Origin of the sequence: Microbacterium sp. ISL-59, assembly GCF_018613945.1 — a bacterium.
GTDB classification, from domain to species: Bacteria; Actinomycetota; Actinomycetes; order Actinomycetales; family Microbacteriaceae; genus Microbacterium; species Microbacterium oxydans_B.
In genome coordinates this window covers 1,397,415-1,423,869 of sequence record NZ_JAGGPG010000002.1, presented here as the reverse complement: position 1 = coordinate 1,423,869, position 26,455 = coordinate 1,397,415, and the positions used below count along the sequence as shown (strand labels likewise).

At 68.3% G+C, this 26,455-nt stretch carries 21 protein-coding genes; 8 read left to right on the top strand and 13 right to left on the bottom strand.

Annotated features, from left to right (window positions below; translation table 11 throughout):
- Window positions 1–29 precede the first annotated feature (29 nt).
- From J7E45_RS10875 to J7E45_RS10855, 5 genes are read right to left on the bottom strand one after another with little or no spacing between them, the layout of a single operon-like run.
- Complete coding sequence (locus J7E45_RS10875; RefSeq protein ID WP_215069116.1) at window positions 30–1,547, bottom strand: hypothetical protein; 1,518 nt, start codon at window positions 1,545–1,547, stop codon at window positions 30–32.
- Entirely contained in the window at window positions 1,540–4,116 is a 2,577-nt protein-coding gene (locus J7E45_RS10870) for a family 78 glycoside hydrolase catalytic domain (RefSeq protein WP_215069115.1), read from the bottom strand. Before J7E45_RS10870 ends, J7E45_RS10875 begins: the two co-directional genes overlap by 8 nt.
- Window positions 4,117–4,135: 19 nt before the next feature.
- A complete protein-coding gene (locus J7E45_RS10865; RefSeq protein ID WP_215069112.1) occupies window positions 4,136–5,407 on the bottom strand; it encodes an ABC transporter substrate-binding protein in 1,272 nt (423 codons plus the stop codon).
- Window positions 5,408–5,458: 51 nt separating this feature from the next.
- Window positions 5,459–6,283 (bottom strand): carbohydrate ABC transporter permease, encoded by an 825-nt coding sequence (locus J7E45_RS10860; protein ID WP_215069110.1) that lies wholly within the window; start codon window positions 6,281–6,283, stop codon window positions 5,459–5,461.
- On the bottom strand, window positions 6,280–7,215 hold the full coding sequence (locus J7E45_RS10855; protein ID WP_231481646.1) for a carbohydrate ABC transporter permease: 936 nt from the start codon (window positions 7,213–7,215) through the stop codon (window positions 6,280–6,282). Before J7E45_RS10855 ends, J7E45_RS10860 begins: the two co-directional genes overlap by 4 nt.
- Window positions 7,216–7,373: 158 nt before the next feature.
- Here J7E45_RS10855 and J7E45_RS10850 point away from each other — a divergent pair, with 158 nt between their 5' ends.
- Window positions 7,374–8,240 carry an AraC family transcriptional regulator gene (locus J7E45_RS10850; protein ID WP_167635406.1) on the top strand — a complete coding sequence of 289 codons (867 nt, stop codon included), beginning with the start codon at window positions 7,374–7,376 and terminating at the stop codon, window positions 8,238–8,240.
- 25 nt (window positions 8,241–8,265) lie between these two features.
- Here the strand turns inward: J7E45_RS10850 and J7E45_RS10845 are convergent, their stop codons facing one another.
- On the bottom strand, window positions 8,266–9,060 hold the full coding sequence (locus J7E45_RS10845) for an SDR family NAD(P)-dependent oxidoreductase (RefSeq protein ID WP_215069108.1): 795 nt from the start codon (window positions 9,058–9,060) through the stop codon (window positions 8,266–8,268).
- A 199-nt stretch (window positions 9,061–9,259) separates the two neighbouring features.
- Here J7E45_RS10845 and J7E45_RS10840 point away from each other — a divergent pair, with 199 nt between their 5' ends.
- The 3 genes from J7E45_RS10840 (at window position 9,260) to J7E45_RS10830 (ending at window position 11,848) form a co-directional block, all read left to right on the top strand.
- On the top strand, window positions 9,260–10,045 hold the full coding sequence (locus J7E45_RS10840; protein ID WP_215069106.1) for an NAD(P)-dependent oxidoreductase: 786 nt from the start codon (window positions 9,260–9,262) through the stop codon (window positions 10,043–10,045).
- 68 nt (window positions 10,046–10,113) lie between these two features.
- On the top strand, window positions 10,114–10,740 hold the full coding sequence (locus J7E45_RS10835) for an RNA polymerase sigma factor (protein ID WP_215069104.1): 627 nt from the start codon (window positions 10,114–10,116) through the stop codon (window positions 10,738–10,740).
- Window positions 10,727–11,848 carry a hypothetical protein gene (locus tag J7E45_RS10830; RefSeq protein WP_215069102.1) on the top strand — a complete coding sequence of 374 codons (1,122 nt, stop codon included), beginning with the start codon at window positions 10,727–10,729 and terminating at the stop codon, window positions 11,846–11,848. The genes J7E45_RS10835 and J7E45_RS10830 overlap by 14 nt, the downstream gene beginning before the upstream one ends.
- 124 nt (window positions 11,849–11,972) lie before the next feature.
- Here the strand turns inward: J7E45_RS10830 and J7E45_RS10825 are convergent, their stop codons facing one another.
- The 4 genes from J7E45_RS10825 to J7E45_RS10810 all read right to left on the bottom strand — a co-directional run bounded on the left by J7E45_RS10825 (window position 11,973) and on the right by J7E45_RS10810 (window position 16,159).
- On the bottom strand, window positions 11,973–13,001 hold the full coding sequence (locus tag J7E45_RS10825) for a LacI family DNA-binding transcriptional regulator (RefSeq protein ID WP_215069099.1): 1,029 nt from the start codon (window positions 12,999–13,001) through the stop codon (window positions 11,973–11,975).
- A gap of 76 nt (window positions 13,002–13,077) precedes the next feature.
- Window positions 13,078–13,947: a carbohydrate ABC transporter permease gene (locus J7E45_RS10820; RefSeq protein WP_215069097.1), complete on the bottom strand. Its 870-nt coding sequence runs from the start codon at window positions 13,945–13,947 to the stop codon at window positions 13,078–13,080.
- A 4-nt stretch (window positions 13,948–13,951) separates the two neighbouring features.
- Window positions 13,952–14,827 (bottom strand): carbohydrate ABC transporter permease, encoded by an 876-nt coding sequence (locus J7E45_RS10815; protein WP_029264277.1) that lies wholly within the window; start codon window positions 14,825–14,827, stop codon window positions 13,952–13,954.
- A gap of 60 nt (window positions 14,828–14,887) precedes the next feature.
- Entirely contained in the window at window positions 14,888–16,159 is a 1,272-nt protein-coding gene (locus J7E45_RS10810) for an ABC transporter substrate-binding protein (RefSeq protein WP_215069094.1), read from the bottom strand.
- 181 nt (window positions 16,160–16,340) lie between these two features.
- On the opposite strand from J7E45_RS10810, the gene J7E45_RS10805 reads away from it, so the two are divergent.
- Entirely contained in the window at window positions 16,341–17,732 is a 1,392-nt protein-coding gene (locus J7E45_RS10805) for an alpha-L-fucosidase (protein ID WP_215069092.1), read from the top strand.
- Window positions 17,733–17,868: 136 nt separating this feature from the next.
- Window positions 17,869–20,412: a sugar-binding domain-containing protein gene (locus J7E45_RS10800; protein ID WP_215069090.1), complete on the top strand. Its 2,544-nt coding sequence runs from the start codon at window positions 17,869–17,871 to the stop codon at window positions 20,410–20,412.
- A gap of 22 nt (window positions 20,413–20,434) precedes the next feature.
- Here the strand turns inward: J7E45_RS10800 and dnaB are convergent, their stop codons facing one another.
- Entirely contained in the window at window positions 20,435–21,808 is a 1,374-nt protein-coding gene (gene dnaB, locus J7E45_RS10795; RefSeq protein WP_029264272.1) for a replicative DNA helicase, read from the bottom strand.
- A 531-nt stretch (window positions 21,809–22,339) separates the two neighbouring features.
- On the opposite strand from dnaB, the gene J7E45_RS10790 reads away from it, so the two are divergent.
- Window positions 22,340–23,341, top strand: coding sequence for a hypothetical protein (locus J7E45_RS10790; RefSeq protein WP_308162103.1), 1,002 nt, complete (start codon window positions 22,340–22,342; stop codon window positions 23,339–23,341).
- A gap of 103 nt (window positions 23,342–23,444) precedes the next feature.
- Window positions 23,445–24,998 (top strand): hypothetical protein, encoded by a 1,554-nt coding sequence (locus tag J7E45_RS10785; RefSeq protein ID WP_215069086.1) that lies wholly within the window; start codon window positions 23,445–23,447, stop codon window positions 24,996–24,998.
- 261 nt (window positions 24,999–25,259) lie between these two features.
- Here the strand turns inward: J7E45_RS10785 and J7E45_RS10780 are convergent, their stop codons facing one another.
- Together J7E45_RS10780 and J7E45_RS10775 are read right to left on the bottom strand one after the other, a co-directional pair.
- On the bottom strand, window positions 25,260–25,607 hold the full coding sequence (locus tag J7E45_RS10780) for a hypothetical protein (protein WP_215069084.1): 348 nt from the start codon (window positions 25,605–25,607) through the stop codon (window positions 25,260–25,262).
- Window positions 25,604–26,446: a hypothetical protein gene (locus J7E45_RS10775; protein WP_215069081.1), complete on the bottom strand. Its 843-nt coding sequence runs from the start codon at window positions 26,444–26,446 to the stop codon at window positions 25,604–25,606. Before J7E45_RS10775 ends, J7E45_RS10780 begins: the two co-directional genes overlap by 4 nt.
- Window positions 26,447–26,455 lie beyond the last annotated feature (9 nt).

The window sequence follows — 26,455 nt, the reverse complement described above, 5'->3', positions numbered from 1 at the left end:
GGCATCGGTGCCGGTCCGGTGTTCGGCTGTTATCGACGCCGCCCGTCGACGTCGAGAGTGAGGATCAGGCGGGGGCCGTCCACGCCGGGGAAGGTGCCCGCGAAGTCGGTGAGCGACCGCGCCGGCGCGTCGGGATCGTGTGCGTCGCGCACCCACAGCACCGGACCCACCCGCTCGACATCCGCGTCCGTGAGCTGTTCCCGGTGCGGTGAGAAGACGAGTTCGACGGCCTCGGTCGCACCGGCCTGGGCGGGGAGCGACACGGTCTGGACAACGTCTTCCATCGCGATCTCGATCACGAACTCCCCGGTCGTCTCCGGCGCGTCGACGACCGTGAAGCCGACCGTCATGTCCGCGGGATAGCGCGTCTCCTGGCGGATGCGCCAGACACCGACGTCCGTGTGCACCACGTGCGTGCCGGGGTACAGGTCGGTGACCACCAACACCTCCCCGTGCAGCCGGGCTGCGGTCTCCCGAGCCTCGAGCAGCCCGATCGCCCCGCGGATCGTGCAGCACCAGTGCGCATCGGGTTCGACCGCCGCGAGGATCGGATCGCTCGCGGTGGCGATCGTGTCGAGCCCGAAGCTGCCGTCGAGGCGCTCGGCGAAGGACAGCCCGTTGTGCGCGATGCGGGCGGCATCCACTCGGTACCGGCCATCGCCGGTCAGCTCGTGGAGGGATCCCGCGACGCCGATCGAGTCGACGATCGCGCACGGCTCCGTCCAGCTGTCGGGGCGGCCGAACCAGTTGAAGGTGGCGTGATTGAGCGTGCGGCCCTCGCGCGCGTATGTCTCGTAGAGCACGGCCGCGACATCGGCGGCCTGTGCGTCGCCGGTCGCGACCGACCAGTCGGCGAGGTTGCGGGCGGCGGCGAGCACCGCGTGCAGCTGGGCCCGGTGCGCGACGACATCCAGGGTGCTCACGGTCTGCGTCAGTTCGACGATGAGATCGGCGAGATCGGAGCGCCCGCTGAGGAGGGCCGCCGGCACGAGCGCGTTCAAGGACAGCAGCACGCACCACACGTCGCTCGAGACGGCCCACCCGTCGATCACCTCGGTGGCGGTGCCCGATGGCGCACCGCCGTAGGTGGGGACGACGCGCGCCCACGGATAGTCGCGGCGCCGGAGAGCCGGGGCGATGAGCGCGTCGATCACGCGGAACGCGGCCCTCCGGGAGCGTTCGTCGCCGGTGACGTGGAAGAACTGCAGCAGCCCCGCGGCCACCCACCCATGGCAGGCGACCTGCTGCTCATCGCTGACCTCCCCGACCTCGGGGCCGAGATACCCGCGCGGCACGAGCACATCGAGCATCGCCTCGTTCAGCTGCGTCGCACGCTCGAGGGTCGGCATTCCGGCCCGCGCGTACCGGGAGAGCGAGAGCAGCAGGCGCCCGGCGAGGTCTCCCGGCCAGTCGCTCTCGAGAGTGCTCCGCATCACGTCGGCCACCTCGTAGTCGTCACGCAGCAGCCTCTGCACCGAGGCGCGGAGCGCGTGATCCTCCTCGAGTGCCGACACGAAAGCCGGCGTGCCGGAGCGCACGTCAACCATGAGCGCTCACCTCCGCCGCAGCCAAGACCATGTCGGTGTCGTCTGCGAGGTACACGTGCGTACCGGGGCCGACGTCATGCGGCGCGACGCCCGGGATCAGCACGCTCGCCTGCCCGTCGACCGGAATCTCGATCTCCACGCGCACGTGCGGCCCTTCCCGGTGCCATGCCACCCGGTAGGTGCCGCGCACCGAGTGATAGACCGATGCGGCGCTCGGCACGTCGGCCAGGAAGGTCGGAGAGATCACCGCTGACCGCCACGCGATGGAGGTCGGGCTTTGACGAAGACCCGCGACATCGCTCTGCAGCCAGTGGTCGATCATCCCGAGCATGAAGTGGTTGTTGGAGCCCTCGCCGACGGTGAGCCTCTCGGCCGACCAGGTCTCCGCGAGGGCGGTCACCCCGCGCGAGAGCTGCATGCCGTAGCCCGGAACATCGGTGCGCGAGATCGTGCGATGCACGAGCTCGGCATGACCGCGCCGGTGCAGCAGATCGACGAGCAGCGCGAAAGTGACCTCGCCGACGGTGAACGCGTCGCCGTCGGCCGCGATGCGCTCGAGCAGCGAGGCGAAGAAGGCGTCGGATGCCGCGCCGTCACCGCGCTTCTCGGCGATGTCCGTGAGGATCACGAGCTCGGTCTGACTGGCATCGGCGCCGGGAGCCTCATGCCGCCGGAGCGCGTGGAGCACGGAACCCGCCAGCGCCCGGAGCTCCGACGCCCACGCCTGCTCGCCCACGATCTCCGCGATCACCTCGGCGGATTCGAGCACGCGCAGGAACCCGTGCGAGGCCACGAGTTCGCGGGGGGCCGAGGCGTCGATGGCGATCCAGTCGCCGAGGCCGAAGTCGATCAGCCCCGCCACCTGACGGCTTGCGAGATAGGCGACGTACGCCTTCATGGCAGCGATGTCGTCTTCGAGCACGCGTCGGTCGCCGTACTCCCGGTAGTGCGCGAGCGGGAGGTGCACGATGACGCCGCCCCAGTTGACGTCGAAACGGAACGCATCGTCGTCGTCGAGGTAGGCGTGTCCGCTGAAGTCGACGAACTCGGGGACCGTGTTCGGAATGGCGCCGGATGGCAGCTGCGCCGTCCTCGCGTGATGCAGCATGTCGCGCAGGTGCGCTTCGACGTCGTAGCCGCGGGCGATCGCATCGAAGCAGAAGTGCAGCTGCTCCAGCCAGCCGAGCTTCTCGCGGTGCGGGCAGTCGGTGAAGACGCTGTGCATGTTCCCCTGCACGGCGCGGTCGATCACCTCGTGCAGTCGCTGGAGGAACGGATCGCCGCTCGTGAAACCGCCGGCGCGCGCGTTGGCGGCCCGGATGACGTGAGCGGAGACTTCGATCCCCGCGCTGGGTCCTCGGAGCTCGACGTACCGGAAGCCGTGATAGCCGAACCGGGGCGACCACGAGCCGGCTGTTCCCGCCGGGATGCGCACGCTGTCGAAGATCGGCGTTCCCGTGCTGTCCTGGTCGACGCCGTCACCGCTGATCAGCTCGGCGGGGTGCAGCTCCACGACGCGGTCCTCCGCGGCGGGCTGCCACCGGATCTCGGGCACGCCGGCGATATTGACCCCGAAGTCGACGACACGTCCGCGCGAGCCCTCCCAGGCGGCGCTCGCCTCCCGCGTCTCCACCACGGCGAGGGGCGGATGCTCCGGCCACCAGATCTTCGGGGAGGGGGCGCCGGCCGCGACCGCGACCGTGTCGGCGCCGTGCTCCCACGGTTCGGGGACGCCCGCGTCGTAGTCCTCGCCGCCATACCAGTGCGCGGCGAGCGTCGCGCCGCGGCCGGTGCGCGTGTGCCCCGCCGTGGTCGTCGTGACCCGGGGGCTCGCTCCGAACTGCTCGATCGCGGCGAGCAGGCGGGGAGCCTGATGCTGCGCGGCGAACTTCCGGTAGCGCGCGGGGTCGTCCGAGATCCAATACGGACCCGATGCCATCTCGATCGTCACCGTGTGCGGCCCCGGGGCGAGCAGGCCGAGGTCGTGCGTCGCCGCAGACGCCTCCGTGCGCAGGTCGCTGTAACCGGGGCCGAGCAGGCCGTCGCGTCGCAGACGTCCGTCGACGCGCACCTCGACCACCCCTGGGGCTGCCAGGTGAAGGAGCGTGCGGGTGTCGGAGGCGCGGGACTCGATGTCGAAGGCGAACCACACCGTGCGGTCGTCGCCCTCGGCGCGAGCGCGCGCCACCTCGGGATGGGCGACCCACTGCGCCCCCGTCGATTCGAGATCGAGGGCGGTCGTGAAGCCGCGCGGGGCATCCCACGCGATTCGACCTTCTCGCCGCACTCCCACCCGCCACTGCACGAGCCGGCCTGCCGGTCGGGGCAGCACGATCGACCGCGCATCGGCGCTCAGCACGTGCAGGTGATCGGTGGCCGAGTCAGTGTCGAGTTCGACGACGATGAGGTCGTCGGGCCGCAGCGGCTGGTCGGCGCTCCAGCTCAGACGCACCGACGTCGAGTCGACCCCGAGTGGAGAATCGAGCCCGTTGACGCGCAGGCGGGAAAAGGTGTTCGGCATCAGCTCGTTCTCCGTGAGGACGGGCAGCGCGGGTGGCGGGCCGGTCACGGCCCGCCACCTCACGTGCTCAGTTGTCGGCGAGGTCCTTGGCGAAGGCCGCATCGAGCCGTTCGGCCGCGACCTCAGGCGAATCGGAGCCGAGGATGACCGTCTGAGTCACCTCGTTCAGCTCGAGCTGGGTCGCCGTCCCCGGCCATCCCTGGTCGGGCCAGGTCGCCGTCTTGCCCGAAACCACATACTCGAGCACCGTCGCCTGGTTCGGGCTGTCCGGCGAGAAGGAGTCGTTCGGGAGCGAGGGCGCCCCCTTCGACGCGGTCGCGTAGGCGTTCTGCGCATCCGCCGTCGCGAGGAAGTCGATGAACACCTTCGCGGCATCCTGGTTGTCGGACTTGGCGTTGATGCCGAAGCCCGAAGAGTCGGCGGCGGCCAGGTAGTTGTCACCCGAGTCGTCGACCGGGAACGGGGCGATCGAGAAGGTCGTGCCCTCCGGAGCCACGTCTTCCAGCGACGTGGTGTCGGAGAACGCGAACGTGGCGAGCGCCTGACCGGTGGCGACCTGCTCGAACGAGACGTTCCACTCGGTGCCGGTCGGCCCCTCGTTGAAGCAGCCGGCGGCGAGCATCTCCTGCTGCATGGCGAAGGCGTCGACCCACTCCGAGTCGGCGAAGGACTGGTCGCCCGCGATCTGCTCGACGGTGAAGTCGGGGTTCGGGCCATAGAGCAGCGGCGCCAGCATGGCGTAGCTCGGGATCGAGCTGCCGCCCTTGAGGAACATCGTGTACGCGACCTTGCCGTTGTCCTTCGCGGCGGCGCACAGGTCGAGCACCTCGGAGTAGGTCTCGGGAATCTCGAGGCCGAGCTCCTCCATCGTCTGGTCGTTGTACACGGGCCCGAGGCCGAGCGCGCCGATCGGCACCGACAGCAGCTTGTCGTCGTTGCTGAAGAGGTTGTTCTGCGTGGGCGACAGCTCGCCCGCCCATTCGGCCCCGCTGAGGTCGACGAGCTGGCTGGCTTCGTCGAGCGGAACGACGCTCACGACGTTGCCGGCGCCGGGGAAGGTGCGGATGACGTCGGCGGCGGTGCCGGCGGCGAGACCCGTGCGGAGGAAGGTGGGATAGTCGCTGCCACCGTCCTGGATCTCGACGGTGATGTCGGGGTGGGCCGCCTCGAACTCTTCGACGACCGCCTCCAGCGGAGCGACGTTGTCGGTGGCGATGGTGAGCGTCTTCTGATCGCCGGTCGACCCCGGGTTCGCGGGTTCGTCTGACGTCGAGCAGGCGGTGAGGGCCAGGACGGCGACGATGCCGACAGCCGCCGCGGGTGCACTGCGTTGTAACATGCGGGTTTTCCTCTCGGGTGGGGCAGGGTGGGGCAGGGGGTGGCTGAGGGTTCAGCTCTTCAGACCGCCGGCGAATCCCTGGATGATGTACTTCTGCAGGAAGAAGTACGCGATCAGGATCGGGGCGGCTGAGATCAGGAGCGCGGCGAAGACCGCCGGCCAGTCGGCGTGATAGGTGCGCACGAATCCGCTGATGCGCACGGGCAGTGTCTCGTTGCCGGTTCCGGAGAGGAACAGCAGCGGGATGAAGAAGCTGTTCCAGATCGAGATCACGTTGAGGATGGCGACGGTGCCGATCGCGGGCCGCAGCAGCGGGACCACGATGTGCCAGAAGGTGCGGATCGGACCGCATCCGTCGAGGGATGCGGCCTCCTCGAAGTCGCGTGGGCTCTCGCGCAGGAACATGGTGATGATGAACACGGCGAACGGGATCGAGCTGCCAGCCCCGGCGAGGATCACCGAGAGCAGGCTGCCGTTGAGACCGAGGTCGCGGATGCTCAGGAACAGCGGCAGCACGCCGAGCTGCGCGGGCACGACCAGCCCGACCATGAAGAGGTAGAACATCCCCCGCGACCAGCGGGAGCCGAGCCGCGCCAGCGGATAGGCGGCGAGCGAGGCCGCCACGAGCACCAGTACGATGCTGACCACGGCCACGACGGCGCTGTTCATGAGAGCGGCACCCAGGTGGCCGTCCTCCCACGCGCGCCCGAAGTTCTCGACGCTGTACTGGCCCGAGATGACGAACGCGCCGGTCGGGTTGTGCGGTGCCTTGAGCGAGAGGTTGACGAGGGCGAAGAGCGGCAGCAGGAAGACGGCCGCGACTGCCCACAGTGCGATCTCGAGCGTGAGGGTGCGCCCCGTGTATCGGTTGATCATCGGTCGACCTGCTTCGAAGTGAGGCGGTATTGGACTGTGGCGAGCACCGCGACGACGATCGCCATCACTGTGGCGAGCGCGGTGGCGTAGGGCACGTCGCCTCCTTGGAATCCGACCTTGTACACGACGGTCGAGATGGTCTCCGTGGCCCGCGCGGGTCCGCCGCCCGTCATCGCGTACACCTGGTCGAACTGCGCGAGGCCGTTGATGAGCGTCAGGAGCAGGTTGATGACGACCGCTCCGTTGATGAGCGGCAGCACGACGGAGAAGAATCGGCGCACGGGGCCCGCACCGTCGATCACGGCGGCCTCGATCACCTCGGAGGGCAGCGCCTTGAGACCTGCGAGATAGATGACCATCGAGAAGCCCGTGAACTGCCACAGGTACGCGACGCACACGGCGCCGAGCGCGAACTGCGGATCGCCCAGCCAGTTCTGCTGCAGCGAGTCGAGTCCGAGGGCTCCGAGCACGGCGTTGACGCCGCCCGTCGGCGCGAGGAGGTAGCTCCAGATGTATCCGCACACGAGCGGGGTCAGGACCACCGGGGCGAAGAAGATCGTGCGCAGCAGCCCGCCGCTCTTGACGACCGTGTTGAGCGCCAGTGCGAGCAGCAGGCCGAGACCGTTCTGCAGGATCATCGTGACCGCGGCGAACACGAACGTGTTCACCAGGGCCGCTGTCGCGAGCGGGTCCGTGAACACCTCGACGAAGTTGCCGAACCCGATGAGGTCGAAGTCGGCGCTGATCCCGTCCCAGTCCGAGAAGGCGAAGACGGTGCCGCGCGCCGAGGGCACGAGTGTGACGAAGGCGTAGAGGAGGAGTGCCGGCACGATGAACCAGAGCGGAACGTGCGCTCCACGCCACCGCCGTCGACGAGCGGGTGCGAAGGCACTCCTCATCGGTGGTGCGGTCTTCTGTTCGGCATTGAACATGCGTGTACTGCTCCCTGAGTTCTCGCGTCGTCGCCCAGCGGGGGATATCGACAATCCTGTCCGGCGCTCCGTGCCGCTGCCAGCACGATGCTGTTCATCACTAGCACGATCCTCGCGGGTGTCTTCTCCGATGAGGTCCGCTATGTCAGTGTGGGGTGGTGGTCGTCCGTTACCCCTCCATCCAGCGCTACGAGGTCTTCCGCGCCGGCGCCCTCCCCATCGCCTCGAACGACGTGCCCGCCCTGGGCGGCATCCCCGAGCACACCCACGACTACCTGGAGATCGCGGTGGTGTCCCGGGGAACCGGGGTGCACGTGACACGTGAGGGGCGTCTGCCCATCGCGCGCGGGTCGGTCATCATCATCCGACCCGGCTCGTGGCATGCCTATCGTGACACCGATGAGCTGTGGACCTTCAACCTCTACCTGGCCCCGGAGCTGCTGCTCCGCGAGCTCTCGTGGATCGTGGAGTATCCCGATCTCGCGCGTGCGCTCCTCGGAGGGGAGCCCAATCTCGGTGAGTTCGACGAGGAGTCGTGCGCGCGGGTACTGAGCTGGCTCGAGCAGATCACGCAGCACTCGCGCACGGTTCACGCGCCCACACTGATCGGTCTGGCGACCTGCGTGCTCGACTCCTTCAGCACCCTCGCGCTCTCCCCGCAGCCGGCGACGGATAGCACGATCGCGCGCTCGGTCATCACGATGATGAATCTGATGCAGGACGATCTCAGCGCCCGCTGGACGATCGCCGACCTGAGCAGGGTCGCGAACTTCTCGCCCGCGGTGGTGCATCGGGTGTTCAAGACGCATGTCGGCATCTCCCCCATGGCGTGGCTCACCCGCGCACGGGGCGAAGCGGCCGCGACGCAGCTCGCTCTCACCGACAAGAGCGTCTCCGAGGTCGGCCAGGCCGTCGGATGGGACGACGCGAACTATGCGAGCCGGCGCTTCCGCGCGCTCTACGGCCTCACGCCCAGCGAGTACCGGAGCCGCTTTCAGCGCGACGACGCCGCGATCCTCCGCTGAGTCGCCCGTGTCTCCCCGCCGGCGCTCACGCCCGCCGGAACCGGGCGGCCAGCGCCGGGTCGACATCGACATCGCCGAAGGATGCCGTCCACGCCCCGTCCACCGCGATCGACTCGCCGCTCAGGTACGGTGCCTCGTCCGAGAGCAGGAACGCGGTCACCGCGGCCACCTCTTCGGATCGGGCGATGCGTCCCATCGGCGGCCCTTCGGCGAGTCCACGCTCCTCGGCGGCGGGGTCGGGGGCTGCGGCGATCTTCGCTTCGAGGTGCGGGGTGCGCACGCCGCCCGGCGCCACCGTGTTGGCGCGGATGCCGAGGCGGCCATAGCTCACGGCCACGCTGCGGGTCAGCGCGTCGATGCCGCCCTTGGTGAACTCGTAAGCCGCGTGGTCGGGGTGGCTGGCGCGGCCGTGGATCGAGCCGACGTTGACGATCGCCCCGGCGAGGCCCTGATCGATGAACGCCGACACCGCGGTCGAGCATCCCCAGATGTAGCCGAAGCCGTTGATGTCGAGGATCTCGCGCACGACGCTCTCATCGAGCTCGTGCAGCGGGGTGTGCTTCGTGATGCCGGCGTTGTTCACCCAACCGGCCAGTGGAGCCCGTGCGAGCGCCGCCTCCGCAGCCCGCTGGTGGACGGCGCGGTCGGAGGCGTCGCCGAGCACGACCTCGGCCACGATCCCCTCCTCGAGCGTGCCCGACCCGGGAGACCTCTCCAGCCCCACGACGATCCATCCGTCGGCGGTGAGTCGCTCGGCGATGGCGCGACCGATGCCCTTTCCGCTGCCGGTCACCACGACGCTGCGTGCGGATTCGGTCATGATGTGTCCCTCTCGGCGCTGAAGTGGGTCGGATGCACTTCCCGTTTGCTATAGCAATCACGAGCATAGCCGGGAGGGTGGTCGTCAGCGCAAGCGGATCAGCCTCGAACACTGCCGAGGGTCAGCCCCACGCTAGCCCGGGCGCTCGGATGCTCCGCGATCCGGCCGCCACCCCTCGAACCGCGGGTAGCATCCGACCATGATCACTGGAAGCCGTTGGGTCGTCACGGGTGCTGCGGGAACCATCGGATCAGCGCTGCGCGCCGCCCTCGCGGAACAGCAGGTCGAGCTGGTGTCCACCGACATCCGCCCGACGTCGCCGGTCGGCCCCGATGACTCCGTCACGGAGATGGACCTCGGCGACCTGGAGTCACTCGTCGAGCTTTTCGCCGGCGCCGACGGGGTCATCCATCTCGGCGGGATCGCCGACGAGGCCGACTTCCACGACCTGGCCGAGGTGAACATCGTCGGGACCTACCACGTCTTGGAGGCCGCGCGACGAGCCGGAGTTCCCCGAGTGGTCTTCGCGAGCAGCAACCGCCTGACGGGCATGTATCCCACCGGCGAGCGCGTCTCGCCGGAGATGCCGCCTCGGCCCGACGGCTTCTACGGGGTGGCGAAGGTGGCGGGCGAAGCGCTCTGCCGGCTCTATGCCGACAAGTTCGGCATCATCACGGTCTCGGTGCGCATCGGCAGCTATGAGCAGCGCCCGGGGTCCGCGCGCGAACAGCGCACCTGGCTCAGCCCTGCGGATGCCGTGCGCGCGTTCCTCGCCGCAATGAGCACGACGGAGCACACGGCCGTCTTCTACGCCGTGTCCGCGAACACGACGCGCTGGTGGGATCTCGACGCGGGCACGGCGATCGGGTTCACGCCGCAGGACGATGCCGCCGACTGGGGCGCCGAAGAGCCGCTCGATGCGTCGATGCCGCAGGGCGGGACGTACGCGAGCGCGGAGTATTCGACCGACCGGATGCGCCGGTAGTCGCGCGGCCCGGATCGATCCCACAGGGAGGGATGGAACCGGATGCCGGCGGGAGACGAATAACCAGTGTGAGCAACGACAACGACATCATCCGTGAATCGTTCGACGCCGCGGAGCGATTCTCCGAGATCTTCGAACGACATATCGACGCGGTCTCCGGCTATGTCGCCCGCCGCATCGGACCGGCGGCGAGAGACGACGTCGTGAGCGAGACCTTCCTGATCGCGTTCCGCAAGCGCGGGCGCTACGACATGTCCAGGCCATCGGCGCTGCCATGGCTGATGGGCATCGCGACGAACGTCCTCGGCCAGCATCGCCGCGCACAGGCCCAGCACTGGCGAGCTCTGCAGGCGTCCGTCGCCCAGAGCGAGCCCGTCGCCGCGGATGACCACGATCGATCGACCGCACAGCTCGATGCGGCCGGTGAGATCGAGCGCCTCTATCCGCGGATCGCCGCTCTCTCCGCCCGCGATCGGGAAGTGCTCTTCCTGCATGCGTGGGGAGACCTCACCTATGAACAGATCGCCGCCGCGCTGCGGATCCCGGTCGGCACGGTGCGATCGAGGCTGAGCCGCATCCGCACCAAACTCGCGGCCCCACCGCCGTCGCCACCGCCGAAGGTTCCCCATGAGCCCCGGCCCGCGACCGCACACATTCGACTTGCTGAGAAAGAGATCATCCATGGACATCCTTGACACGGTGCGCGAGATGAAGCCCACCTACCCCGCGTCTTCGCAGGCTCCCCGTCGCGCCCTCCACCAGGAGATCGCCCGGTCGCGACGCCGACGCCCCGTCGGACGCATCGTCGCGGTGGCACTGGCAGGCACGGCCGTCGCCGCGGTGGCGGTGACAGCCACCGTCCTCACTCCCCCGGGAGTCGTCGGCCAGCCGCAAGCGGCCTCAGCATCGACGTACCTCAACAAGACCGCGGCCTCCATCCGCGCCGCCGTCGCCGCGCCGATGGAAGTGACGATCACGACGCGGCACCTGGGCATGATCGGCGGCCCGAACGAGAAGTTCCTGCCGTTCGGCAACCTCAGGACGGATGCGACGGCCGCCGTCCTCACCGAGTCGAGCGCGACCTATCTCAGCACACCGGATCGCAAGTTCTCCGAGACCTCTCACACGGAGTTCCACGCTGTCGAGATCTTCGGCGATGAGGCGGCCGCCCACGCGGCGTGGACGTCGTACTACGGCTCTTCGTATCCGATCGGGAAGGAGCCTCGGACGCTCGCTGAGGTTCACACGTATGACGCCTTCGTCGAAGACCTCCCCGTCCCCACCTCCGACTTCCCGTCCGAACCCGCGGCATTCCTCGCTGCATGGGAGAGCGGCATGGAAGACCGGCTGATCGCCGAGAAGGCCGAGGCGGCGAAGATGCCTCAGGACGGAGAGCCGGAGACCAACGGGTTGTACGAGAGCATCGAGGAGAAGTACGAGATGCCGGCCGCCGAGTACATGTTGAATGAGCTCCTGCGGTCGGTTCCGATCCTGACGGCATCCCCCGAGTACCGAGCGACCTTCCTCGAGGCGCTCGCTCTGGCCGACGGGATCACCGTCGAAGACGGCGCCACGGCCGACAAAGTGCTCGTCTACGAGACCGACGACGCCCGGTTCCGCCTGACGGTCAACCCCGAGGCGGGCTCCATCGTCAAGATCGAGAAGTTCCTCCTCCGCGTGCTCCCGGAGCTGTGGAACACGCACACCAAGGACGACCCGCTCGTCGAGGTCGGCACGGCACCGTTCCTGCCGGAGGGAGTGGCGGACTTCTCCGCATCCTTCACGACTGCACCTGCGGACTGACGCGTCCGCCCCTCGTGCCCTTCTCATCCGCGATGCCGGGTGGGGAGGGCACGTCGCCGTTCACGGCACGGTTGCCCGCGTCTCAGCGCGTGGACGGGTTCACCGGCTCCTCCGCTTCACACGCTCATCTGAGGGCGATCGCGCCCAGCCCGTCGGAGGCGACCGCCCCTGACGACATGCCCGGAACGAGGACGCACGGCTGATAGCTGACGCCCGGCTGCCGGGCTGCGGGGTCGTCCGCCAGCAATGCCTCGGCTGCCACTCGCCCCAGGCTGTTCAGCTGAGGATCCACCGAGGTGAGGAATCGATCGGGGCTCCCGCTGTACTTCGACCAGTTGTCGTAGCCGACCAGTGCGACGTCTTCCGGGACTCGGACCCCGGCCTGTTCGAACGCACGGGTGACGCCCAGAGCGATGTAGTCGTTGCCGCAGAACACGGCGTCGAACTCGCCGCGCCGTTCGAGCAGCTCGAGACCGGCACGGTAGCCCCACGGAATGGTCCAGTCGCCGAACAGGGGTTCCGACAGCGCGATCTCCACGCCGGCATCAGCGAGCTCGGCACGAAAACCGCTCAGACGATCCTGGACCGCCCGCGAATACTCCATCGCGGTCACATGCGCGACCCTCGTTCTCCCCTGGCGAAGGAGGTGCGCGGCGGCCAGGCGCCCTGCCTGCACATCGTCCGGGAGAAAGCACGTGTCCTCGGGGTTGTCCGAGACTCCGAAGACATGGATCACCGGTGTCTGGAACGACTCCGATATCGAGGGGAACGGAACGTCCGTGCCGTCGCCCACCACGATGATCCCGTCGACTCGACGGGCTTGCAGGGTGCGGAGATTGTCCGGCCGGGCAGCGGCGTTGTCCTCATCGTCGTAGACGAGCACGGCGACGTCGTGCTTGCTGAGCTCCGCGATGATCCCGGTGATGACCGGCGTCGAGAAGTTGCCGGATGCCTTCTGGGCGAGAACACCGACCGTGAAACTGCGCCCGAGCGCGAACGACTGCGCGAGCGCATTGGGCCTGAAGTCCAGTCGTGCCGCGGCCTCATGGATGCGCTGCCGCGTCTCGACGGATACATGTCCACCGCCGTTGAGCACGCGCGAGGCCGTGGGCACAGAGACACCCGACTCTGCCGCGACATCCTTCAAGGTCACCGGCCGCCTCATCGCGCTCCTTCCCGATCCCTCATCCTCTCAGGATCCCACGAGCCGCCGAGCACCGCTCATCTGGTCAGGTCTTCACGGCACCCGCCGACATACCGGCGACGACGTAGCGCTGCAGGAAGCTGAACACCAGGATCAGCGGCAGGACGCCGAGAAGCGCCGCCGGGAACAGCGTCGTCGGCTCCACCGTGTTCGGGTCGATCAGGGCATAGGCGTTCGCCATGATCGTGCGGTTCTGCTCGCCCTGGAGGAACACGAGAGGAACGATGAGGTCGTTCCACACGACCAGGCTGATGAACGTCACCAGCGTCGCGGTCACGGGCGCGAGCAGTGGGAAGATCACGACGAAGAAGATCCGCAGCGGACCCGCACCATCGATCGCCGCGGCCTCCTCCAGCTCGGTCGGCACCTGGCGCATGAAGCTGGTGTAGAAGAACACGGCGATCGGAAGGTTCATGGCCGTGTAGACGAGGATCACGCTGAGATGCGTGCCCAGGATGTGCAGATCCCGGATCATCAGGTACAGCGGTGCGATGAGCACATAGATCGGGATGGTGGTCCCGATGATGAACACGCGGTAGGTGGTGTTCGTCCAGGAGCGCCCGATCCGGCTCAGCGGGTAGCTGGCCATGGCGCCGAAGGCGACGGTCAGCACGCAGGAGCACACCAGGATGATGAGGGTGTTCGCGACGCTCTGCGCGTAGTTGATGCGCTGGAACGCATCCACGACGTTGTCGAGCGTGAGGTGTTCGGGCCACCCGAGCGGATTCGCCGACACGTCAGCGGCCGGTCGGATCGCGGTCAGCACGGCGAACGCGAACGGTGTCACGAGCAGTGCGACGCCGACGACGAGCCCGATGTCGCCGAGCCGACGTTTGCCCGCGTTCCACAGGCGGTGGTCGCGTGACCGGGCCGGGGCGGGGAGAGATGCGGACATGGATTCAGATCCTTTTCTCGCGCATGCGCAGAACGGACGTGGCGACGCTGCTGAGCACGACGACGATGACGAGGAGGAGGACCGCGATCGTCACTCCGTAGGCGAACTCGCCCGCCCCGCCGAATACCTTGCGGTAGACGAGGAGGGTGAGCGTTGTGGTGGATCCCGCCGGGCCGCCGTTGGTCAGCACGAACGGGAACTCGAACACCTTCAGCGAGCCGATGAGGGAGAGCGTGATGTTCACCGTGAGCGAGGGGGCGAGAAGAGGCCATTCGATCGTGCGGAATCGGCGGAATCCCGTCGCACCGTCGAGGTCGGCCGCTTCGAGGACATCGGCGGGCAACGCGAGGTATCCGGCGAGGAAGATCGCCGCGGAGTAGCCGGCGAACATCCAGATGTTGACCAGAGCCACCGCGCCGAGTGCCGTGCTCGTCTCGCCCAGCCAGATGCGGGTGAGGGAGTCCAGCCCGAGGGCGCGGAGCACCTCGTTGATCGTTCCATCCGGTGCGTAGAGATACGAGAAGATGAACGATGCCATCACCGGGGCGACGAGCGTCGGCATGAGGATGAGGACGCTGACCGGTTTGCGGATCCGCGGCCGGTTGTAGAGCGCTCTGGCCAGGAGCAACCCGAAGAGGTTCTGCAGGACGACGACGATGACGGCGTAGAGCACGGTCGTGCCGACTGCTCGGATCACCTCCCCGTCGGTGAACAGTCGTGAATACTGCTCGAGGCCGACGAAGTTTGCCCGGGGGCCCCCGCTGCTGTCCGTGAAGCTGAGCCAGAGGCCGTTGACCAGCGGGTAGAGGATGAGGAGCCCGTAGACGACGAGCGCGGGAAGGAGGAACCCGAGAGCGACGAGGGGACGTTTGGAGATCATGACAATCCTTCAGCGAGAGCGGTGCGGCCGCCGGAGAGGGCGACCGCACCAGGAACGGGACTAATCCGCCTTCTTCGCGATCCCGTCCATCTCGTCGAGGAACTCGTCGGTCGTGATCTCACCGAGGAACAGTGCCTGCAGGCGAGAGCCCATCTGCGTCTGCACGTCGCCCGCCATCCAGGTGTTCGTCTGCATGAAGCGGTAGTTCCCCGCCTCGTAGGACGCGAGGAACTCGCCCGTCGCGTCGTTCTTCGGGCTGGTGCCCGATTCGAACGGAGAGATCGCGTTCTCCGCTTGGAGGAACAGATCGAGGTTCTCGGGCTGGGACCAGAAGTCCACGTATTTCTCCGCGGCGTCCTTCACCGGGGATGCCTCGTTGACGCCCCACATCGTCCCCACGAACAGCAGTTCGTTCGGGTCGACGCCCGGCTCCCCACCCGGCCAGGCCGTGAACTGACTCCTGATTCCGGCTTCGGCGACGCCGCCGAGGTTCCACGCGCCCTGGAGCCAGAAGCCCGTGTCGCCCGCCGTGAAGTCGTCTGCGCCCTGCGACCATTCGTCTTCACCGAGCTCGGTCTTCCAATCGATGAAGCCCTGCTCCTGCAGGTCGAGCAGCTGCTCGACCGCCGGCTTCCAGTCCGAGAAGCTCGCATCACCCTCGGAGAACTCTTCGTCCCAGCCCTTGTCGACGGTCGTGGCCGCAGCGTTCAGCAGCGCCATCGCGCCCGTCCACCCGGCCTTGTCGGGAAGAGTGATCGGGTCGTGGCCGGCAGCCTTCACCTTGGCGAGCGCGTCGAGGAAGCTCTCCCAGTCCTTCGGCACCTCGGTCACACCGACCTCGCTCAGCAGTTCCATGTTCGAGTACAGGCCGACACCGATGGCCTCCATGGGCATGGCGAGCACGGCGTCGTCATAGGTCGCGAAGCTCTCGACCTCGGGGGTGATGTCGTCGGCCCAGGACGCCGAGGACAGGTCGGCGAGGTATCCGGACTTCCCCCATGTCGCAAGAAGGTTGCTGTCCAGCATGATCACGTCGGCGGCATTGCCGGCCAGCAGCTCAGGCTGCACGCGCTGCGAATAGGCCTCGTTCGCGGGGATGGCCTCGAACTCGAGCTTGATGTCGGGGTTCGCCTTCTCGAAAGCCGCGTTGATCTCGGCGACGTTCGCCGGCTCGCCTTCGCCGCCCTTCCAGCCGTACACCGTGAGAACGGTCCGGCCGTCGTCGGTCGTGGTCGACGAATCGCCGGATGAACAACCGGCCAGAGCCAGTGCCGTCACGAGGGCGGTGAAGGCACTGGCGGAACGAATCATTCGCTGCTGCGACTTCTTCATTGAAGGATCTCCTTATCGGGACGCGAGGACGTTGTCGATGGTTGTCCCATCACCGCACCGATATTTAGGTAACCGGTTGCCTAACGTTGCTGGCGAGCGTAAATTGATGCGCGTCGCCTTGTCAAGTGCTCGCATCTGCGGGCGATCCGACCCTGATCACGCCCTGGACGAAGAGAAGCAGATGCCCATCGCCACGCCTCCCATTCCGGCATCTGCCGCCGTGGGTTCCCCCCGCCACTCCCGCCTCGACTGGTTCCGTTCCGCCTCGTTCGGACTGTTCATCCACTTCGACCAGGCGAGCCGGCTCGGAGTCGATCTGTCCTGGCCGATGGTCGGGCTCACCAGCGATGACGGCACGGGCGTGCACGCACGAAGAGCGGTCGACTACTTCCGGCACGCCGACGAATTCGACCCTCGAGAGTGGGATCCTCACGCCATCGCACAGGCAGCGAGGGATGCGGGGATGCAGTACGCCGTCTTCACCACGAAGCATCACTCGGGCTGGGCGTCCTGGCCGAGCGAGGCGACGCCGCTGAACATCTCCACGTCTCCCTATGGAGCTCGCGGAGGCGATCTCGTCCGCGACTACGTGGATGCCTTCCGGGAGGCAGGACTGCGCATCGGCTTCTACTACTCGGTGTCCGACTGGTCGGATCCCGACTACCCGGCATGGCGCGCCGAGTTCGCACCGTACGCGTTCGAGGAGTACCCGCGCGCGACGCCCGAACAGTGGACGAGATTCCGCGAAGGGATGAAGGCCGAACTCAGCGAGCTGCTCACGAACTACGGGCCGATCGATCTGCTCTGGTTCGACGGCGGGTGGGAGCGCACCGAGGGGGAATGGGACAGCGCGGAACTGGAAAGACACATCCGGTCCCATCAGCCGGACATCGTCCTCAACGACCGCCTCCCCGGCATCGGCGACTACGTGACGCCGGAGCAGTCGATCCCTGCGGAGCTTCTCAGCGACGCCTGGGAGGCGTGCATCACCATGAACGACACGTGGGGATGGGATCCGAGCGACCACGACTACAAGACCACCGCGCACCTGATCCGGACGCTCGTCGACTGTGTCGCGAACGGCGGCTCGCTCCTGTTGAACGTGGGGCCGAGCAGCACCGGCGCTCTGCCGCCCGAAGAGGAGAAGTCGCTCCACGAGATCGCCGGTTGGATGCGCACCCATCGCGAGAGCGTGATCGGCGCTCGACCGGGGCTGGAACCGTGGCAGTTCTACGGTCCGACGACGATAAACGAGAACGCCCTGTACCTGCACCTCGTCGCCTGGCCGGACGAGACCGCCACCGTGCGCGGCATTCGACCTCAGTCCGTGCTCGGCGTGGAACTCCTGACGACGGGGGAAGACCTCGACTTCCGAGCCATCGTCGATCCCGCGCACGCCCGGGACGACGACCCCTGGGGGAACCTGGTCATCTCGATCCCGCAGGATCGGCCGATGGGCCCGCTCCCGGTGATCCGCATCCGTCTCCGCGCGGGCACAGCGGGGACCGATCGGTTCGCGCCGGTCTCCGCGGGCAGCCGCGGAGAAAAGCCGGCACCAGGATCCGCCGGGTAGTCCTCTCGGAGAGATGGCGCCGGCCGGGATCGGGTGGACTCGCGCGTCTTCGCCCGACTCGTCCCGCAAATCCGTCTCCCGGTCGACGAAGCTGCGAAGCTGGATGCCGTCATCATCCCCCACCCCCGTCGCCTTCATGCTCCTTCCAGAGTGGGAACTGCAGAAGCGTCGAAGCAGGAGCCGTCCCGTGAGCGTCGCGTCCACCCTTCCCCTCATCCGCCGTCCGCTCGCCGAGGGCTGGCGCCTCCGCCCGAACGGCGGCCCCGCACAGGTGGCCGATGCGTGGATCCCCGCCATCGTCCCCGGTGTGGTGCATCTCGACCTGCTGCGGGCGGGCCTCATCCCCGACCCGTACCTCGACGACAATGAATCCGCCCTCGCGTGGATCGGTCTCGTGGACTGGACCTACGAGGGCAGCTTCGCGCTCGAGCCGGATGAGCAGGCCACGTCCCGTCACGAGCTCGTGTTCGACGGGCTCGACACCGTGGCGACCGTCACCGTGAACGGGCAGGTGATCGCCGAGGTCGCCAACCAGCATCGCTCCTATCGCCTGGATGTGACCGCGCTGCTCCGCACGGGCGACAACACGGTCACCGTCGCCTTCCGCAGTCCGGTCCGGTACGCCGACGCGCAGAGCGTGGCGCTCGGTGCACGCCCACGCCCCTACCCCTCGCCGTTCAACGCCCTGCGCAAGTCGGCGTGCAGCTTCGGCTGGGACTGGGGCATCGCCACCTACTCGAGCGGCATCTGGCGCGAGGTGCGTCTGGAGTCCTGGTCCGACGCCCGCCTGAGCGACGTCCGCGTCCACGCGACACCGGACGGCACGGAGGGCACGGTGCGCGTCGCCGTCGAGATCGAGCGCGCCTCGGCGCTCCCGCTCGACCTGATGGTCGAGGTCGCCGGGACCGTGCAGACGGTTCCGATCGCCGCCTCGGAGACGTCGGGTGAGATCGAGGTCCGGGTGAGCGATGCGGAGCGCTGGTGGCCTGCCGGCCATGGCGCCCAGCCGCTGTACGACGTCGAGATCGCCCTCCTGGCCGATGGCACGGCGCTGGACTCCGCGACCAGACGCGTCGGGTTCCGCGACCTGCGCTGGGACACCACCGCGGATGCATCCGGCACACCGTTCACCCTGTTCGTGAACGACCGACCGATCTACGTGAAGGGCGTCAACTGGATTCCCGACGACGCGTTCCCGAGCCGGGTCGACCGCAACCGGTATCGCACCCGGCTCGAGCAGGCGAAGGACGCGAACCTCAACCTGGTCCGCGTCTGGGGCGGCGGAATCTACGAGTCCGAGGACTTCTACGATCTCGCCGACGAGCTCGGCCTGCTGGTCTGGCAGGACTTCCTGTTCGCCTGCGCCGCGTACGCGGAGGAGGATCCCCTGCGCGCCGAGATCGAGGCGGAAGCGCGGGAGAACGTCGCGCGCCTCGCGCACCGCGCCTCACTCGCTCTGCTCACGGGCAACAACGAGAACAACTGGGGATACGAGGACTGGGGCTGGAAGACGCTGCTCGACGGCAAGACCTGGGGTGCCCACTACTACTACGAGCTGTTCCCGGCGATCATCGACGAGCTCGCCCCGCACGTTCCCTACGCGCCCGGAAGCCCCTTCAGCCCGGGCGCGGGGTGGGACGGGCGTCAGCAGACCGGCCCGCATCCGAACGACGAGGCGCACGGCACCATGCACCTGTGGGAGCAGTGGAACCGGCGGGACTGGCCGACGTACCGCAACCATCGCCCTCGTTTCGTCGCCGAGTTCGGGTGGCAGGGGCCGCCCGCGTGGTCGACACTGACGCGATCCATCTCGGACGATCCGATCACGCCCGACTCCCCCGGCATGATCGTGCACCAGAAGGCCGCCGATGGGAACGCGAAGCTGGGCTCCGGTCTGGTCGCGCACTACCCGATCCCCGACGACATCGAGACCTGGCACTGGGCCATGCAGCTCAATCAGGCGAATGCGGTGGGTTTCGCGCTCGACTGGTTCCGCTCACTGGCCCCGCACAACGCCGGCGCGATCGTGTGGCAGCTCAACGACTGCTGGCCGGTGACTTCCTGGGCGGCGATCGACGGCGACGGACGAGAGAAGCCGCTGCTGTTCGCCATCAAGAACGCCTTCGAACCCCGCGTGGTGACGGTGCAGCCCTCGGGCGACGGCCTCGAAGCCGTGCTGCACAACGACACCGATGACTCCTGGTCGGACAGCCTCTCCCTGCGACGGATCGGCTTCGACGGCACGGTGCATGCCTCGGTCGAGGTGGCGGTGTCGATCGCTCCGCGGGAGTCGACGCGCGTTGCGATTCCGGATGCCGTCGCCGCGCCCGGCGACGCCTCCGCCGAGCTGATCGTCGCGGATGTGTCCGGAGCGCGCGGCCTCTGGTGGTTCGCCGAACCCCGCGACAGCGCCCTCGCCGAGCCGCGCCTCACCGCCGAGGTGGAGCGCACCGACGGCGGCGGGCACCTGGTGACCGTGACGGCGGGCGCACTGGTGCGGGACCTCACCCTGCTCGTCGACCGGCTGTCTCCCGACGCCCGGGTCGACCGCGGCCTGGTGACCCTGCTTCCCGGCGAGCGTACGGTGTTCCGCATCGACGGTGTGGCCGAGCTCGACGCCGCCACCGTTCTCGGTCCGCTGGTCGCGCGATCCGGCAATCAGCTGGTCGGCGGGCGGTAGTGCCCGGCTGACACCGTTGGCGTCAGTTGAAGTCGCCGCCCGGGGCCATGTCCATGAAGCGGGAGTAGTGGCCCTGGAACGCGACGGTGATCGTGGCGGTCGGGCCGTTACGGTGCTTGGCGACGATCAGGTCGGCCTCGCCGGGACGCACGTCCTTGTCGTACACCGAGTCGCGGTGCAGCAGGATGACCATGTCGGCGTCCTGCTCGATCGAGCCGGACTCACGCAGGTCGCTGATCGCGGGCTTCTTGTCGGTGCGCTGCTCGGGACCACGGTTCAGTTGCGACAGGGCGATGACGGGAACCTGCAGCTCCTTGGCGATGAGCTTGAGGCTTCGCGAGAACTCCGAGACCTCCTGCTGACGCGACTCGACGCGCTTGCCCGAGGTCATCAGCTGCAGGTAGTCGATGATGACCATACGCAGGCCCTCGCGCTGCTTGAGTCGACGGCACTTCGCGCGGATCTCGACGAGCGTCATGTTGGGGCTGTCGTCGATGTAGAGCGGGGCGTCGTTGATGCGGCCTCGGGTCGCGGCGACGGTCGTCCAGTCGCGCGGGTCGAGGTTTCCCTTGCGCATGTTCTGCAGCGGGATCTGGCCCTCGGCGCTGAGCAGACGCATCGCGATCTCGCTCTTGCCCATCTCGAGCGAGAAGAAGACCGAGGGGATGTTGTGGCCGATGGACGCCGAGCGCGCGAAGTCGAGCGCGAGCGTGGACTTACCCATGGCGGGACGCGCGGCGACGACGATCATCTGCCCACCGTGGAGGCCGTTGGTGAGTTCGTCGAGCTCCCGGAAGCCGGTGGGGACACCCGTCATCGAACCGTCGCGGCCGCTGGCGGCCTCGATCTCTTCGAGAGCGGCGTCGACGGCGATCTGCAGCGGGACGTAGTCTTCGGCGGTCTCGGATCCGGTGATCGAGTAGATCTCGGCCTGCGCGTTGTTGACGATGTCGGTCGCGTCGCCCTCGCCCGCGTAGCCGAGCTGCACGATGCGCGTGCCGGCGTCGACGAGGCGTCGGAGGATGGCGCGCTCCGAGACGATGCCCGCGTAGTAGCCGGCGTTGGCCGCGGTCGGGACGATCGAGGTGAGGGTGTGCAGGTAGTCGGCGCCACCGGCGCGACCGAGTTCGCCGGTCTTGATGAGCTCGTCGGTGACGGCGACGACGTCGGTCGGCTCGCCGTGCGAGTACAGCGAGAGGATCGCCTCGAAGATGAGCTCGTGCTTCGGGATGTAGAAGTCGGCGCCCTTGAGCGTCTCGATCACGTCGGCGACGGCATCCTTCGAGAGGAGCATTCCGCCCAGCGCGCTCTGCTCGGCGAGAAGGTCGTGAGGAGGCGTACGCTCCGGCGCGCGCTTCGCGCCCATCCGCTCCTCTGAGATGTCGGCGATCGACACAGTCTTCCCTTCGATGCGACGTTTCCGATGCGATGTTCTGATGAGGCGTTCCGACGGCGGGCCCGCGTGGCTCTCGGCCAAAAGTGCCGCTCCGCACAGCGAAACAGGTGCCTCCGACATTCGGTCGCTCGCCCACGCTACGAGCGACTGTTTCCACACGCAACACGGCCTGTGGATAACCATGTGGAAAGCGTGCGGACAAAGCCGGAGTGTCTGTGCACAACGGGTGTGGATAACCCCGTGGATGGGTGTGACTTCAAACTTTTTTCTTGCTTCTGACCAGGGTTTAGCTGTTTCCCCAGCCTGTGGATGAGAATCAGTTTAAATCGCGCATTGAAGGTTGCCCCTCTCGGGAGGGGGATGTGTAGAACCTGGGGAAAGTCAAGCCGAGATTTCACCGGGCGCGTCACAACCCGACATCCCCGGAAACGCGCGCAGAACCCCCTAGACAGACGGTCTGCTCGCGAGTATCGTCACCCGCAATCGATGCACCTGCGTCGAGGTACGTTGCCTTCGGAGGGGGAGGTCGACGTGGACGTTCCGGCCACCCGACGCGGCGTTCCTGCCGTTGTCCTCTGGGGTGGCGTCGGAGCGATCGCCTGGGCGACGCTCACCCTCTTCTTCGGGGGAGGATCCGCGCACGCGGACGAGCAGCAGGACGGCCCGCTCGACGGGCTGACCTCGATCGTCAGTGAAACCGTGTCGGCCGTCACCGCACCCGTGACCCCCGTCGTCACGAAGGTCGTCGCACCCGTCGTCACGAAGGTCGTCGCTCCCGTGCAGAAGGCCGTTCCCGCCGTCGTCGAGACCGTGACGAACACCGTCGCGAAGACCCCCGTCGTTGGCCCTGTGACCGCGCCGGTCGTGCACGCCGTCACCGAGACGGTCGACGCGGTCGTCGCCCCGGTCACCGAGGTTCTGACGGTTTCGCCGGTCGCGCAGATCACCGACCCGATCCTCGACACCGTCGCGGGCGTCCCCGTCGTCGGCGAACTCGTCACCGATCTCGGCCTGGTCACCGCGGTGACCGATGTGGTCGGAGTGGTCGATGACACAACGGCTCTCCTCGGAGAGGTGACGAACGGGACCGTGCCGCCGGTGCTCGAGGCGCTCGATCCGACGACCCCCGATCCGACTCCGGGGACCGGTGCCGTCGATCCCCCGGTGCCTCCGTCGACCGTCGCTGCTTCCGTGGCGCAGGTGACGTCCTCGCCCATCCTCGGTGCTTCGGGCGCCGCATCCGCGCGCGCATCCGGCGCGTCGTTCTCGGCCGCGGACCTCGTCTCGCATGAGTCCGCCCCGGCAAGGGAAGACACCGCGACGGCACTCACGGGCACTCCGTCCGGGAGTCCGCCTGGAACCCCCGTTCCCGCATCTTCCTCCGCCGGCCCCGGCGGAGGTTCCAGTCCTGCCCACGCGCGCCTCAGCGACGTGGACCCTGCTCCGCTCCGTGCTGGCGAGCGGACATCCGGCGCATCCGACGACGTGCTTCCTTCGTCGCCGGTCGCCGACACCGACGTCTCACCTGACTGACGGACCGTCACGTCGTTCCCCCGGGGACGACAGATGCCGTGCTGCGCGCGCACTCTGATCGCGCGCACCCATCAGACGATCCATCCAGTCAGGAGAAACGATCATGCGCACTTACCTCAAGCGAGCCCTGTGGGGCACGCTCATCGCCGGGGGCATCACGCTCCTCGGTGCGACGGCCGCCAACGCGGCCGAGACATCCGGAGACGACGGACTGCTCTCCGGCACGCAGGCGGAGACAGCGATCTCGGCACCGATCTCGGCGGTCGGCAATGCGATCTCCGTGCTCGGCGACGTCGTCGCGGCGCCTGCACCGGCCCCGGCAGCGGCACCGGCACCTGCACCCGCACCGGCACCCGCACCCGCTGCCGCGCCGGCTCCGGCGCCGGCGCCGGTGACCAGTGGGTCCTCGGGCACGGCATCCGGCACCCAGGCAGTGGTGACCGTGAACCTGCCCGTCACCGTGTCGGGCAACGCCGTGAGCGTGCTCGACGACAGCTCATCGACCAGCGCCCCGGCCGCAACTCCCCAGAACTCGGCTCCCCAGGCCGAGACCCCTGCCGGGGCACCTCTCGTGACCACGAACGGCGTGGACGGCGTGCTCTCCGGCACCCAGGCGCTACTCGCGGTCAATGCGCCGATCACCGTCACGGACAACGCCGTGTCGCTGCTCGGTGACTCCGAGAGCGCCGCACCGAGTGGCGAGGGAGCCGCAGCACCGGCATCCTCTGCTCCGGCGGTATCGGGCACGACGTCCGGTGACGACGGGACCGGCAGCGGCACCCAGGTGGTCGCACCCGTGACGGCACCGGTTACGGTGTCGGGCAACGCGATCTCGCTGCTCGGCGACACGAGCTCGGCCGGATCCGGCACGGCCGGCACCGGGGGCTCTTCCGCTCCCGCCGCGACGGGGGAAACCTCCGGCGATGACGCCACCCTCGGCGGCACGCAGGCGATCGCACCCGTGACAGCACCGGTGACGGTGTCGGGCAACGCGATCTCGCTGCTCGGCGACAGCGCGGCAACCGGATCCGGCACGGCCGGCACCCCGGCACCCACCGCACCCGCCACCGGCGGCAACACCACGACCGGAACCGACGGCATCCTCGGCGGAACCCAGATCACCGCACCCGTCACCGCCCCCGTGGCCGTGACCGGCAACGCGATCTCCGCACTCGACGACGCCACCGTCACCGGCACCGGCGGAACCACCGCCGCACCCACCGCACCCACCACCGGAGGCAACACCACCACCGGAACCGACGGCATCCTCGGCGGCACCCAGCTGGGGCTGCCGGTGACGCTGCCGATCACGATCGGCGGGAACGCCATCTCGGTGGTCGGCGAGGCGACGGTGACCGACCCCGGTCCCGGAACCGATCCGGGAACTGACCCGGGGACGGACCCCGGAACGGACCCGGGCACTGACCCTGGCACCGACCCCGGAACGGACCCGGGCACTGACCCTGGCACCGACCCCGGAACGGACCCGGGCACTTCGGCCGGTGCCGCGACAGCCTCTGGCGCGGTGACCACTGGCCAGGCGGAAGGGCTCGCCATGACCGGCGGCGCTCCGACCGAAGGACTGATCGCCCTCGCCGCAGCCCTGCTCCTCCTCGGAGGGGCCGGACTCCTGCGCCGTCGTCGTTTGACGGCGTAGCGAAGACGCCGGCGGTGCGGTCGTCCTCGGGGGAGGAGACCCCGCATCGCCGGTGCGCACGGCGTCCATCCCCATGCCGACGGGTCCCCCGCTCGTCGCTCGACGCCGGCGCGACAAGGGCGGATGCCCCGTGGACCCCACCACGGGGCATCCGTCGCGCCCTGCCCGCTGCAGTTCGCTCGGAGAACAGCAGTTCCCTCGGCCTCTCTGCAGGAAAGTGGCCGAGGGAACTGCGAATCTCCGACGGGGATGCGGAACGGATCAGGGGATGTCGTCGACCTCGCCGTGCGGGATGATCGCGGCACGGTAGCGCTCGACGAGCTCGCGCCACCCGAAGCCCTCGGTGTACTCGTGCTCGTAGACCGCCTCGGTGAAGTGCCAGAGCAGATACGGATGCGCGCCAAGACCGTAGAGCATCCCGTAGTCGCGGTTCACGAACGCCTCGCGCTCCTCGGGGGTCAGCACCCGGTCGTCGGCGACCGCGTCGGGTCCCGCTCCCCCGGCGAGCCACCCGTCGACGAAGCCCTCGGTGTCGGCGACGTAGGCGTTCACGTTCGCGGTGCTCATCTCGACCGCGCGGATGAACTTGTTCATCATGTACCGGCTCACGATGCGGCCCTCCACAGGAAGAACGGACTGGAGGCGAAGCGTGAGGTCGTGGCCTCCGCCAGGTCGGCCGGGCGGCCCTGCATCGCGGCGAGTGCGGCAACGATGTTCACGTACTGGTAGGTGACGTTGCCGGCGGCCATGATGCGGTCGTAGCGGCATCCGGCGATCGCGCCGTCGAGGTCACCGTCGCGCATCCACTCCACCGCCTCGGCGTCGAACTCCGGGTCGGGTGAGCCGTTGAACGTGCGGGGTCCGCCGACGTCGGTGGCCATGTGGCCAGAGGTGAGCAGCCCCACCCTGGCGTCGCTCTCCCACGACTCGACCGCGGTGCGCAGGTGCTGCCCGAGAGCGGCGAAGCGTGCGGCGGTCGGCAGCGGCGGCAGGATCGAGTTCGCGTGGATCGGCACGATCGGCAGGTCGAGCTCGGGGCGCACATACTGCAGCGGCAACACGAAACTGTGGTCGAGGCGCCACTCGTGCGAGACCGAGAAGTCGATCGTCTCGGGCAGCACTTCGCGGCCGGTGATCTGCGTCGCCAGCTCCGGGTTGCCGGTCAGCTCGGCGTACTCCATGCCGAAGGTGCGCACCTCGTTCTCGTAGGTGCCGTGGTACGACGCCGCCTTGCCGACGATGAACGCGGGCGAGTTGTCCGAGAAGAACTGCCGCACGTGGTCGGTGCCGAGCACGATGAGCGTGTCGACGTCGGCATCCGTGATCGCCTCGCGGATGCGACGGAAGTTCGCCTCGACCTGGACGAGATCGTCGGGCATCGGCTCGCGCATCGCCCGCCACAGCAGCGGATTGTGCGGGGTCGCCGCGGCCATCACCAGTTCAGCCACGATCGGCTC